This window comes from Solibacillus sp. FSL R7-0682 (genome assembly GCF_038005985.1).
Lineage (GTDB): Bacteria > Bacillota > Bacilli > Bacillales_A > Planococcaceae > Solibacillus.
Window position 1 is genome coordinate 1,754,262 of record NZ_JBBOUI010000001.1, and the last position, 13,122, is coordinate 1,767,383.

Sequence of the window (13,122 nt, forward strand, 5' to 3'; positions counted from 1 at the left end):
AGGCGTCGTGCTGCCCGCCGGAGTCGCCCTTCATTTCAACCAATTCAAATAAAGTTTATTTTTATTATCCAAATTCCGCTAAATACAAAAGATTTCTACTTATGTCCCACTCTCGTTTTTTTCATTTGACAACAGTAAAAAATTTCATTCAATATAATTCCATTATCTGTTAATATTAAGGGCGTCATCTTTAATAGGGGGATCATACATGATTGAGCTTAGAAAAATTACATTAGAAAACCGACGCGCAATATTTAACCTGGAAGTTTCAGAAGATCAACGCCGCTTCGTTGCGTCCAATCTGTCAAGTGTAGCCTTGTGCTATGTTCTTGCAACCAATGGGGGACACCCATTTCCTTTTGCTATATACGCGGATGAACAGCCAGTCGGTTTTGTTATGCTAACTTATGGAAATACTGGATATGAACTCCCGTCAATCGTAGATGATAGTTATTGCATTTTACGACTTATGATTGACAAGCAATATCAGAACAAGGGTTACGGTCGGGAAGCTATGGAAAAAATCTTGGAATTTATACGTACCTTTCCAGCAGGTCCTGCAAGCTACTGCTGGATTCCATATGGAACAGATAACATCGCAGCTAAAAAGCTTTATGAAAGCTTTGGTTTTCGAGATAATGGAGAAATCTGTGACAATGAGCCAATAACCGTATTGCAACTTTAATTTCCCGTTACTCCGTGAAAGGGTGCTGTATTGCGGAATAGGAGGCTCTTTCTTATTCTATTAATTGCCATTTTGTTGAATTAGAAGGGTCTATCCATTCCATTAAAACTAGATCGTTGTTTAGTTCTTTGATTCTCTTAAAACCACATTTTGTATAGCTTGATATTGCTCTACAATTATTGCTTTTGACCTCTAATACAACCTTTGAAGCCCCATTCTCACAAAGGTAATTTAACATTAGTTGTATCATTTTTGTTCCTATTCCTTTACCCCATAACTCCGTTTCACCGATAAACTGGTCTATTCCGTAAATATTTTGCTCGTCCTTATAACCATATGTAATTAATTCAGTTTCCTGTATCTCATAATATTGCATATAACCTATTGGATTATCTCTGTATTCAATTATACAAGGTGTTACATAATGCTCACCATCAACTCTTGGGCCATACTTTCGATTCACTCTATCTAAATCCGTAGGTGGCTCTTCATAGAATTTTAATACCCTCTCATCATTTAGCCATTAAATGAAAGTCATGATGATTCATTAGTCTTATAGTTAACTCGTTCTGCTGTATCAATTTTATTCCTCCTTTTAATTATGAATTAAACATTTAAATCAGTATTTCCTTCTTCCAAAAAACCTACTTTGTTAAATAATAATAGTATTCTGGTTTAAAGATCTTTCGTTCCTTATTTAAAAATTAGTGTGTGCATTTTTTTGACTTTTATTATATTAATATTGTATTATGCTTAACACGAAGTACTTTGTTCAAAGTACTTTTACGAATGTTAACATGAAGGAGCATTATTAGTGAAATTTACACAGTTTTTAAGGTCAAAGGGTGCAATTGCATCAATTTTTATGGGGATATTTTATGCAATCGCCATGCTAGGCATATTTCTACCGGGTTACACAGCGTTACCAGGCAATATGGATGAATTAAAAATTGCCATTGTCAATGATGATAATGGAAAAACAGGAAGTCAAATAGCGGAGCAGTTAAGTGAAAGTCTACCATTTAAAACAATAGAATCCGAACTATCAAATAGTGAAGCACTAAAGGAATTAGAAAAAAATAAGCTAGCGCTTGTAATTCATATTCCAGAAAATTTCACTGCCAATGCACAAAGTGGTCAATCAGCAAGTCTTGATTTTACGGTAAATGAAGCGACTGCAACAATGGTACCGTCTGCGATGAGTTCGATTGTAGGGGAAATAAATAACCAATTAAGTGCTAATTTTTCACAGCAAACAGCACAAGGGATTTTAATGAATGTAAATGTTCCAGAAGAGCAGGCTGCCGAGATGGCCAAACAAATTGAAACGAGTTATATAGGTAACTATGTCATTATGAATGATGTGCCGGATGGGATGCACAACAATATGCTTCCAATGTTTTTAACAATGGCAAGCTATGTCGGTGCAATGATTGCCGGTATGCAATTAGTAGGATCTTTTAAAGCAAATCGAGGAAAAGCAAGCAAGACAAAACTATTCATATATGTACAATTAGTAGCATTAATTATTGCAGTAGTTTCAACAATCGGTGCTTTAGCCATTGCCTTTTCAATAGCAGACCTTGATATGTCTCTATTATTACCAGTCGCGGGTCAACAGATACTATTATATATGGCTGCATTTAATGTATGTTCCATCCTAATTTTCCTATTTGGAGAAGGCGGAATGATATTTAATATTCCAATTTTATTAATGCAAACAATTGCTAATGGTGCAACAATGCCACGTGACATGATGTATGCGCCATACGAATGGTTTAGTTACATTACACCAATGTACCACTCCGTTCAGTCTTATTTTGCAATGATGTTTGGATCTATTAGCCCAGCACCATTCCTTTGGGGATTAGCAACTGTAGGTGTCGGTGCAATGGTAATCAACATACTCATCGTATGGATTTTCCACAAGCCTCTTCCAGTGACGGATGACGTGCAAGTTCAAGAGTAATTGGAAAAGATTCAGCTGAAATTACGTTTTAATTTTGGTAAGATGAAGGGAATAAATAGAGTTGGAGCTGTTTAGTATGTTAATTCAAATTTTTATTTTAAGTAAATTGATGGAAGAAAATAACTATCCCTATAAGTTAAAAAAAGAGTTATCTAAATATATCCCTCTTGATAAATTAACCAATATGACGGAAAGTAAGCTTTATTACAATTTTGAATCACTCTCGAAACGTGGCCTTATTCATCCTGTAGAGGTGATTAAAGAAGCGAATCGCCCTGATAAACAGGTTTTTGCTATTACCGATAAGGGACGCCAAGAATTACCACGTATTTTATATAAGCTTTTTGAAAAGGCGGATAAGCTCCAAGATATGCTTGTCGCGTTAATTTATATTCGTTACGTTGATCGGGCGCAAGTTATAGAGATTCTTGAAAAAAGATACCGAGAATCGTTTTCTAGTAAAAACGAAATAATTAAAGCTTATGAAAATATTCAGATTGGTGGTTATGAGCAAGAAGTAGTCGATTTATTTCATGGCTTCTACTTAGGACGCACAGAAAATGAAATGTATTGGCTTGGTCAGATTATTGACAAGTTAAAGACTCAATCAAACTAAAAGGAACGTCTTCTTCACTTATACGTGGAGAGACGTTCTTTTTTTAACTTATACATTTATAAGTAAATACAATTGGCCAATAATTAAACATTATGTCATAATGATAAACTTCACTTTCTAAACATACAATATTTTGGAAATTAGTTTCGCAAGTGGGACAGCCTATTTAAGTGCAATGTAATAGGAAGTTTTTTTAGAAGTTACACTAAGCGTTGCTACTAATAAAGAGAGAAAAGAGGAATTACAACAGGGCATTAAAGGAACAAAATAATAGAAGTTATCGAGACTTTTGTATTCGAAGTTACATGACAAAATATCTATGTGCAAAGGGTTCATTAAGAAGTACCATCAATTGTAATTATATAGTTAAGTTTACTAATTTTGTAATTTAGTGTAAACTTTAGTGATTACAAAAATTAGGAGGGGTATTTTGAAAAATTTAAAAGCTATCGGGACTATTTTTGCTTCAACAGCAATTCTTACGAGTATGGTTGCTGCTCCAAGTGCTTCAGCAAATTTCGTTAATCATCAACAACAGAAAGTACAAATTACTGTTGCTTCGACAGAAACTAATGTTACTAAAAATGAGTTAATTCAACGGGTACACAAGCTATTCCCTAATCGATTTAGCTTTGTATCAAATAATGATTTCCATAACAGTTCTGCTTCTTTTTACACAAATGATGAGGAACTTCGCTATCACTTACATTTTTCAAAAAACATAAACGGGAAATCTGTACACGGAAGTTTTGTTTTTAAAGGGGAAAACTTAGAAATTGAACAGTTTTCTTATCAACCGGTCACTGAAAAAGATTCGATGTTCCCAGCCAAAGTATCAAAAGATGAAGCGCGACAAATCGCTACAAATTTTATGGGAACCTTTGCGAATGGTGAAAAGTATGTAATTGAGCCAAATGCGATGAATTACTATTCACCCCAATTACTTACGGAGCCGATTCGCTATTCGTTCACTTTTGCGCAAACGAAAAATGATATTCCAATCAGCGACAAACAAATTAATGTAACAGTGCAAGGAAACGGTGAAGTAGTTGGTTTTTATCGCATGAGTAATTCTGCTGAATATCCTACGTTTGATGACAAGAATAACATTAAAGATGAACAGCAAGCATTAGCTCAAATAAAAGATAATTTGGCAGTAGATTTACAATATTTAGTGTCGATGGATTATCGAACAGAGAAACCGATTGTCTCTCTTATTTATCAACCAGCATCAACATATGCAGGTGTACATGCACTAACAGGTAAATGGCAAACAACGAATGGATTATTGACTCAATTGCCAGCGAAGACAAAAATTGAAAAATTAGCTACGAGCCCATTACCTGCAAAATATAATGGTATTACAGTAGAGCAGGCGAAAGAAATGGCACAAAAGCTACTGGCAATAGATTCTAAACAAGTAAAGCTAGTCATTCAATCCGTTGATGAAGTAGAACGTGAAGGTAAGAAGTACCTTTCAGTAAGTTATATGTATCAAAGTAAGTCATTCGGGAGCGGCGGATCGCTTGAGTTCAACAAACAAACAGGTGAAATAACGCAATATTATAATAACAAATCGAATTTTGTAATGGAAACAAGTGAACAAGAAAAGCCAGCCTTAAAGATTACGAAAGATCAAGCATTAGAAAGTGCAATTAAATACTTAAAAGAATATGCGCCAACTTATTTACATCATTATGCAAAGCCGGCAATAGAGCCGTATGTGGAGGAGCATACGGACGGATTTAATTTTACTTTCCCACGCGTAGTAAATGGCCTACTCGTATCAGGCGATCAGGTAATGGTAGGCATTGCAGCGGACGGTTCATTGTCTAATCTCTATATAGGCTATCAAAATATCGATGAGTGGCCGGCAATAACTGCTGCTGTGCCAGTAGAAGATGTGGAAAAAAAGCTGCGTGAAGATTTGACCGTGAAATTGAATTATGTACAGCAGACTCAAAAAGATAAAGTAGTTCATTATAACTTACTGTATTCACCAATCTTTAATACAAATTCTGGTGCTTACATAGATGCAACAACAGGCGAATGGAAAAACGGCATCTATTCTAGTGAAGAAGTAGTTGTAAATCATCCAACAGCACAACAAGAGTTGAACTATTTAATAAATGCAAAAATTTTAGAAGTAAAAGATGTGGCAAAGTTCAACGGTAATGAAAAAGTGTCACAAGGTGAGGCGCTAAAAGTTATTATAAAATCACTAACCTATTTCTATGAAGGGCTTATGGGAGATCGCGGCGAAATGAAGCAATCCTTTACGAATATTTCACCAGATCATCCGTTATATTCAGTTGTAGAGCGCGCAGTATCTATGGGAATTATTAAGGTAGATGGAGCGGAATTTAATACAGAAGCAAAAATTACACGAGAAGAATTAGCAGTTTGGTATATGCATACGTTAGGACTTGAACCGGCAGCGAAGCATAGTGAAATTTATCAATTAGAGTTTGAAGATGCAGCTGATGTAAATCCGAAATATATTGGCTACGTAGCGGTTGCAAATGCGATGGGCATATTACCTGTTGATAAAAATCGTTTCAATCCGAATTCTGAAATCACATATGCGGACTTAGCTGTATCGACTATTCGTCTTGCATATGAACTAGCAGAAAAAAGAACAAACAACTATTATTAACAAAAAATGTACAACCCCTTCGTGGTGTTGCACCCCAAAAGTTAGAGTGAAAACTAACTTTTGGGGTGATTTTTTTCTACAATAATGCACGGTTCAAATATAATTGCAAAAATAAATGAAGGGAGAGGGATATTGAATGACAGAAAGAAAGCTGATTGCTGAAATACCGATTAAGATAAATGCCTATGATATTGATGCAATGGACATTGTAAGCAATATCGTTTATATACGTTGGTTCGAGGATTTACGAATGGCCTTCTTGAACGAATACTATCCACTAGATCAAATGTTGAGGGGAAATATCTCACCAATCCTTATGAAAACGGAGGCTACCTATAAAGCACCATTAACGATTTTTGATAAGCCGACGGGTAGATGCTGGTTACTTCAGTCTGGCGAGACGAGATGGGAAATGGAATTGGAAATAGCTTCTGATGAGACAATTCATTGTGTAGGCTCACAAAAGGGGTGCTTCTATGACCTTGAAAAAAAGAAGGTAGCAAAAATGCCGTTGCCGTTACGACAACTTTTTTCAATAAAATAGTAGTAGAGGTACCAGCAAGTTTTTGTACGTATCTAGTGAGCGCTATTTCTTTGAAATTAAAATACCCATGACATGATTTGAAGAAATTCATGTCATGGGCATTCAATTTTTACTTTTTAGAGAGTAGTCGAAAGTAAGCTACGAGCGAGCATACCTATTTTTTGAATCGGTATTTTTCATTTACATGGACATTTGCTTTTTCTTAAATTGCTTCAAATAAGCATATCCCGTAAAGGCAAATACAAGAACAGTAATTACGCTTAACGTCAATACAAGATTGTCCTCCACCCACGAAATATTTCCGAGTATAAATCCTCCTCCAAGCCAAACAGAAGTCCAAACGACTGCCCCTAAAAAATTGTAGCGCAAAAACGTCCAGTACGAGAAATTTGTGTAACCTGAGATGAATGGTGTCATTGTACGCATTAATGGGACGAAGCGAGAAAATGTAATAGCGATTCGGTCATAGTCGTTTAAAAACTGAGCTGCCTTTTCCGTTGTTGAATCGGATATAAAGCGCATAAAAATATTACGTTTGCGCGGGATTTTCCGGACGGTTTTGCCAATAAAATAGTTGTTGCTATCAGCAAGGGTTGTTGCAATAATGAATAAAATGAAAAGCACCCAAAGCTCAAGCTTTCCGATCGCTGCTAAAGTACCGCTCGTAAAGACGGTACTGTCCCCAGGCAAAAATGTAAAAATGACAAAGGCTGTTTTACTAAAAACAACAGCAAAGAGTAATAAATAAATATAGAGTCCAAGCTCTTCTATGTAGCGAAAGATGACTTGATCTATTTCACGCAAAAATTGAATAATATCTATTAGCATAGCAATTCTCCCATCAAAAAATGGACATGGTTTTCCATTAGTATAAATGATTTGTTATAATAAAGCGTACAAAGCGTCTTGAAACTTTTTCTCTAATCTCACCGTATACTAGGTGAGGAGGGTTTTCTATGAACGAATATAATCGCCCAAAATTACATATTGCAAAGACAAAGTCAGAGTGGCTAGCGGACACGATTGGTTATGTGGCACTTGCCTGTTTATTTTCAATTTTACTATTTAATTGGAGCGGCTTACCCGAGCAAGTACCAGCACATTACGGTGCAAATGGGGAGGTAGACCGCTGGGGATCGAAATATGAGCTTTTTATTTTGCCGGTCATTGCGACGTTTATGCAATTTTTTCTTATGATTTTTGAGAAAAATCCAGAAACTCATAACTACCCAGCGCGGATAAACGAATCAAATGCACGGGACTTTTATTTAAATAGTCGCCAATTACTTAATTATACGAAAAATATCATCAATATATTATTTGCATATATCGTATGGAAGACGGTAGAAATTGCAAGTGGCGCGGATGCTACACTTGGCTGGCCTTTTTATGTAATATTAGGCCTCTTAATAGGCGTAACAACATGGAAAGTTGTAAAAACATTTAAAATTAAATAATGAGGTGTTTGAATGAAAGCTTATTTAGCGAATGGTCTATTTTCAATCGGAGACCGCTATGTAAATGAAATAATTGCCGACAAGCTCCGTACGGCAATGCCGTCAATTGAATTATACGTACCACAAGAAAATGATGCCATAAACGATAAAAATGCCTATGCAAATAGCTTAGCAATTGCACAGGCAGATATACATAGTTTAAAAGAAAGTGATGTTTTAATAGCTGTTATTGATGGGGTGGAAATAGATTCGGGTGTCGCTGCAGAGATTGGTGCGTTTTCAATGCTCAATCGTCCAATTGTTGCGTTATTTTCAGATGTGCGTCAATTAGGGCGAACGAATTCAAAAAAAATTGACGCGCTTATTGCAGATGGAACAGAAAATCAGTTTATTTACCGAAACTTATTTGTCGTTGGACTCATTAAGCAAAATGGTGTCATTGTTTCGACGGTAGAAGAGGCGGTAGAAGCTGTAAAAAAATATCTATAATGGATAAAGCGTCTTGCATGAATTCGTGTGCAAGGCGTTTTCTATTACGAACTAGAAATGAGGGAAGTTCATTGACAGCAAATAGTTGCCCAATTTGCAATCAAGCAAACCATTGTCAAATTGAAGATGCAAAAAATTGTTGGTGCATGACGGTTACCATTAAGCCTGAATTATTAAATCAACTTCAGAGGTCGATTAAAAACAATACGTGTATTTGCATTAAATGTTTAGAAAAAACTAATTTATCAGAAAATTAGTTTTTATTTTAAAGTTTTTATGATATAGTGTTAACCAATTACATAACGTGTAAGAAGAGGTGCTTATGAGAATAAGCTTAAAAGGGAAGCTTGGTGCAAATCCAACACTGTCCCGCAACTGTAACTCGGAGCGAATCTAACTAATGCCACTGTAAAACGGGAAGGCAAGAAGAGCGTTGAAGAGAAGTCAGGAGACCTGCCTCATTCTAGTACACACCAAATGCCTACGAGGAAATAGGTGGTGTTCTGTGCGAATGTGCGTACTTTAAATACGCTTTTTCAAGATGCATAGATAAGTCCAGGCTATTTTCCATTACCGGAAAGTAGCCTTTTTGGTTATGTAAAAAAAGGAGGCTTATCAAATGAGTGTAGTTAGTACAGTTGTTGGTTATCCGTATATCGGAGAGCAACGTGAATGGAAACGTATAGTTGAGTCGTATTGGAAGAAAGAAATTTCCGAACAGCAATGTGAGGAACAGATGAAGGTACTCCGTAAATCACAAATAACACGTCAACGAAACCTTGGGCTTGATTTGGTAACAGTGGGCGATTTTACATATTACGATCGCATGTTAGATTTAGCTGTAATGTTTAATCTAATTCCAAGTCGTTACGAGTCGCTTGGGGACGTGACAAATTTAGAGCTTTATTACGCTATGGCTCGTGGGACAGATCATGTAATTGCAAGTGAAATGACAAAATGGTTTAACACGAATTATCATTACATCGTGCCAGAATATGAGGGACAAAAATTAACACTAAAGAAAAATAAAATTTTAACATACTACCTTGAAGCGAAGGATTTAGGCTTTAATGCTAAGCCTACATTAATTGGTCCCTATACATTTGCTGATTTATCAAAGGGCTATAACGAAAAATCTCGAGCAGCGTTTATTGTCGCACTTATTCCACTGTATGCCCAGGTACTAAATGAGCTGGTGGAAGCTGGGGCACAGTGGATTCAATTGGAGGAGCCTTCTCTCACGAAAAATTTATCTAAGCAGGAAGTTCAACTAATCGAAGAAATTTACAAGCAATTAGCTGAAAGTGTACCTGCTGCAAAGCTAATGGTACAAACGTATTTTGAAGCACTTACCTCATATGAAACACTCGTCCACTTACCAGTTGCTGGCATTGGTCTAGACTTTGTTCATGGCAAAAAGGAGAATTACCAGGCATTACGAAAATATGGTTTTCCAACAAATAAAGTATTGTCAATTGGGATTATTAATGGACGTGATATTTGGCGAGCAAATTTGGCAGAAACATTATCGGGTGTTAAAGCTATTATGCAATTAAGTGAAGCAAAAAATGTGTGGTTAAGCTCATCATGCAGTCTACAGCACGTTCCGGTGACAACTAAAAGTGAGCAAAACGTTGATCCAGTATTACTAAATACTTTAGCCTTTGCAAATGAAAAAATCGAAGAAATTGTTGCAGTGAGTGGTTATTTACAAACAGGCAGTTGGAAAAAGGCAAATAGTGTAGCAATTAGTATGCAAGCAATTGAAGCGCTAGCTACTCATCCTGTACGAAAAAATGAGCGAGTAGATGCATTAATGAAAGCAGTAAAGGCAGACGACTTTAAGCGACCAGCTCCTTTTGAAGCCCGCCAAAAAATACAAAAAGAGTCCTTGCAATTACCTGATTTTCCGACTACGACAATCGGTAGCTTTCCACAATCATCTGCCGTTAAGAAAAACCGAGCAGCGTGGCGGAAAAATGAATTATCTCATGAACAATATGAATTCTTTGTAAAAGAAGAAACAGCACGTTGGATTGCTATTCAAGAGGAAATTGGCTTAGATGTTTTCGTTCATGGGGAGTTTGAGAGAACAGACATGGTCGAATATTTTGGTGAAAAACTAACGGGCTTTGCCTTCACGCAATATGCTTGGGTTGTTTCCTATGGTTCACGTTGCGTAAAACCACCGATTATTTATGGGGATGTCGAATGGACAGAAACGATGACTGTTAAAGAAGTAGCAGAGGCACAGCAATTAACAGACAACTATGTAAAAGGAATGCTAACTGGACCTGTGACAATTTTAAATTGGTCATTTGTCCGAAATGATATCCCTCGGGCAGCGGTAGCGTACCAAATTGGACTTGCGCTACGCCAGGAAATTGACGCACTAGAGCAGGCGGGTATTCGTATTATACAAGTTGACGAACCAGCACTTCGTGAAGGCTTACCCATTCGACAAGAAAACTGGGAGGACTATTTGCAATGGGCAGTGAATTCGTTTAAATTAGCTACTTCAGCTGTGCAAAACGACACACAAATTCATACCCATATGTGCTATTGCGAATTTAATGATTTTATCGCGCCAATTCGGGCGCTAGATGCAGATGTCATTTCTCTTGAAACATCTAGAAGTCACGGAGAATTGATTGCATCATTGAAAGAAAATCCTTATGAATTTGGTATTGGGTTAGGAGTGTACGATATTCATAGTCCACGCGTACCATCTATTGAGGAAATGACGCATATTTTAAAGGAAAGTTTAGCAGTTATACCGAAGGAGCAATTTTGGGTAAACCCTGATTGTGGTTTAAAAACGCGACAAGAGCCTGAAACGATTGCGGCTTTAGAAAATATGGTAAAGGCTGCGAAAGCATTGCGCGAGCAGGAAGTTATTGCATAACAAATAGATAAGGCTCTTCTCATATTGGAGAGGAGCTTTTTTTATTTCATGCAAGAAATGCGGGTTTCTAGGGGTTTCTATTTTTTAGTTCCCTGTTCATAATTGAAATTAGAAAAAATTTTACATATTTCTTAATTTTAATCGTCTATAAAAGTAAGTGAGGTGATGAGCATGGATTTTGATACGGTGTACGAGGAACAGTTTCAACCAATCTATCAATACATACGCTATATGGTGTCGAATGCTGAATTAGCAGAGGACTTAACCCAGGAAGCATTTTTACGTCTATATAAAACCGATTTATCGAAAGTAAGCAATATTTCTACGTATATCCGTCAAGCGGCAAGGAACTTAGTGTACGACCATTACCGTAGAAAAGCCATTATTAAGTGGTTACCCTTTACGAAATCCCATGAACAGCACGAATTGACCTATGTTCCTCACGAATGGATTGTGCGGGAAGAAAGGAGAAAAGCATTTTATGAAGCGTTGCACAAGCTTAAGCCGATTCAGCGTGAGGTCATTATTTATCGGAAAATTGAGGAACTATCCATTCAAGAAACATGTGCGATTATGGGGCTTTCGACGATGAAGGTAGTAAACACACAGCGCAGTGCAATGAAGGCATTAGAGAAAATTTTAGGAGGTGTGATGAATGAATGACGACAGATATTTCGGGCCTATGCGAGGTATGCCTGAAGAGGAAGCAAAAAAGAAAAAAATATATGAGCAAATTACGAAAAATGAAATGAAATCAAAACGGAATATAGAGCTATCAAAGTGGAAAGAACTCGCCCTCGTTGTAGCAATTTGCTGTATTGGCTTCTTTTTATTCATCATGCCATCAGTTACACAACATCAGTCTACAACAGGGAATATTAAAGAGATTTTTTCATATTATTCCAATAAAGATGAAGCGTTCAGAGCAAGGGCGTCAACACTTTACATTGGCGTTGAGAATGTGACAACAGATGAAATGGTTCACTTCTTTGAATTAGTCGAAGAACTAGAACCAATTGCATCAACAACACGCCAAATGGAGCGTTACGATATCATTGTCGTCAAAAACGGAAAGCAAATACGCTATCAATTAACGGATAATTATTTGTGGAATATGGAGCAAAATGTCTATTATCCGGGCTATGCAGAATACCCAACAATCATTGAGAAAACATTGAGTAAGGCACATTTTGATCATGAAGGATCAATCAATTATACTATTCATTTTCTCATAGCCATCCTTACAATCCATCTTGCATCATTCATTTATTATAAACGTCGTAACATGGAGCAACCTAAAGTACAAGGCGCAAGTTATTCTATCATTATATATATTGCTTGTATTGTGTTCCTATCCTACTACGACCAAACATGGGGTCCAATATTTAAACCGTTAATTCTTTTGCTAATTGTCTTGCTTGGTGTCATTCATTTTTCACAATTAAAGCGTAATATTTTTAATCCTCACGTATATAAAATTGAAAAATGGAAGCTAATCCTTATTATAATGGTTTCTACTATATGGCTTTTGGCATTCTAGAATAAAATCCCCAATAGGCTGCCCAAAATGTATCCTAAGGATTGACACGTTAAAAAGTGAGATGCTCCAGGACAAGTAGACAATAAAAATAATATAAATTACTTAATGCGGTTTGAATCCCTTACTCTATGGGGCTCAAGCCGTTTTAATCTTTTCTAGTAACTTGCATTGTTAGAGAGTGTAATGTATATAATAGCTACTTTAGCTTTAGGTTAATACGGTATGATAAATAATCAAACAAATTCAAAGGCGATGTAGATC

General features: G+C 36.4%; 13 protein-coding genes and 1 riboswitch. Of the genes, 11 read left to right on the plus strand and 2 right to left on the minus strand.

Annotation, left to right across the window (positions count from 1 at the left end):
* Positions 1 to 208 precede the first annotated feature (208 nt).
* Positions 209 to 685, plus strand: coding sequence for a GNAT family N-acetyltransferase (locus MKZ17_RS09000; RefSeq protein ID WP_340723403.1), 477 nt, complete (start codon positions 209 to 211; stop codon positions 683 to 685).
* A 52-nt stretch (positions 686 to 737) separates the two neighbouring features.
* On the opposite strand, the gene MKZ17_RS09005 is transcribed toward MKZ17_RS09000, so the two are convergent.
* Complete coding sequence (locus tag MKZ17_RS09005) at positions 738 to 1,148, minus strand: GNAT family N-acetyltransferase (protein WP_340723404.1); 411 nt, start codon at positions 1,146 to 1,148, stop codon at positions 738 to 740.
* 351 nt (positions 1,149 to 1,499) lie between these two features.
* Between MKZ17_RS09005 and MKZ17_RS09010 the strand changes: the two genes are divergently transcribed.
* The 4 genes from MKZ17_RS09010 to MKZ17_RS09025 all read left to right on the plus strand — a co-directional run bounded on the left by MKZ17_RS09010 (position 1,500) and on the right by MKZ17_RS09025 (position 6,470).
* On the plus strand, positions 1,500 to 2,654 hold the full coding sequence (locus tag MKZ17_RS09010; protein ID WP_340723405.1) for a YhgE/Pip domain-containing protein: 1,155 nt from the start codon (positions 1,500 to 1,502) through the stop codon (positions 2,652 to 2,654).
* A gap of 76 nt (positions 2,655 to 2,730) precedes the next feature.
* On the plus strand, positions 2,731 to 3,270 hold the full coding sequence (locus tag MKZ17_RS09015) for a PadR family transcriptional regulator (protein WP_340723406.1): 540 nt from the start codon (positions 2,731 to 2,733) through the stop codon (positions 3,268 to 3,270).
* Positions 3,271 to 3,700: 430 nt separating this feature from the next.
* Positions 3,701 to 5,926 carry a YcdB/YcdC domain-containing protein gene (locus MKZ17_RS09020; protein WP_340723407.1) on the plus strand — a complete coding sequence of 742 codons (2,226 nt, stop codon included), beginning with the start codon at positions 3,701 to 3,703 and terminating at the stop codon, positions 5,924 to 5,926.
* A gap of 136 nt (positions 5,927 to 6,062) precedes the next feature.
* Positions 6,063 to 6,470 (plus strand): acyl-CoA thioesterase, encoded by a 408-nt coding sequence (locus MKZ17_RS09025; RefSeq protein WP_340723408.1) that lies wholly within the window; start codon positions 6,063 to 6,065, stop codon positions 6,468 to 6,470.
* 180 nt (positions 6,471 to 6,650) lie between these two features.
* Here the strand turns inward: MKZ17_RS09025 and MKZ17_RS09030 are convergent, their stop codons facing one another.
* Complete coding sequence (locus tag MKZ17_RS09030; protein ID WP_340723409.1) at positions 6,651 to 7,298, minus strand: DedA family protein; 648 nt, start codon at positions 7,296 to 7,298, stop codon at positions 6,651 to 6,653.
* 128 nt (positions 7,299 to 7,426) lie between these two features.
* On the opposite strand from MKZ17_RS09030, the gene MKZ17_RS09035 reads away from it, so the two are divergent.
* From MKZ17_RS09035 to MKZ17_RS09055, 6 genes are all read left to right on the plus strand, one after another.
* Entirely contained in the window at positions 7,427 to 7,927 is a 501-nt protein-coding gene (locus MKZ17_RS09035; protein WP_340723410.1) for a DUF1648 domain-containing protein, read from the plus strand.
* Positions 7,928 to 7,939: 12 nt separating this feature from the next.
* Complete coding sequence (locus MKZ17_RS09040) at positions 7,940 to 8,416, plus strand: nucleoside 2-deoxyribosyltransferase (protein ID WP_340723411.1); 477 nt, start codon at positions 7,940 to 7,942, stop codon at positions 8,414 to 8,416.
* 17 nt (positions 8,417 to 8,433) lie between these two features.
* Positions 8,434 to 8,673, plus strand: coding sequence for a cysteine-rich CWC family protein (locus MKZ17_RS20585; protein WP_350462552.1), 240 nt, complete (start codon positions 8,434 to 8,436; stop codon positions 8,671 to 8,673).
* A 40-nt stretch (positions 8,674 to 8,713) separates the two neighbouring features.
* A riboswitch (cobalamin riboswitch) is annotated at positions 8,714 to 8,891 on the plus strand.
* 144 nt (positions 8,892 to 9,035) lie between these two features.
* Positions 9,036 to 11,321: a 5-methyltetrahydropteroyltriglutamate--homocysteine S-methyltransferase gene (metE, locus tag MKZ17_RS09045; protein ID WP_340723412.1), complete on the plus strand. Its 2,286-nt coding sequence runs from the start codon at positions 9,036 to 9,038 to the stop codon at positions 11,319 to 11,321.
* Positions 11,322 to 11,492: 171 nt separating this feature from the next.
* On the plus strand, positions 11,493 to 11,984 hold the full coding sequence (locus MKZ17_RS09050) for an RNA polymerase sigma factor (protein ID WP_340723413.1): 492 nt from the start codon (positions 11,493 to 11,495) through the stop codon (positions 11,982 to 11,984).
* Positions 11,977 to 12,861, plus strand: coding sequence for a hypothetical protein (locus tag MKZ17_RS09055; protein ID WP_340723414.1), 885 nt, complete (start codon positions 11,977 to 11,979; stop codon positions 12,859 to 12,861). The genes MKZ17_RS09050 and MKZ17_RS09055 overlap by 8 nt, the downstream gene beginning before the upstream one ends.
* Positions 12,862 to 13,122: the final 261 nt, after the last annotated feature.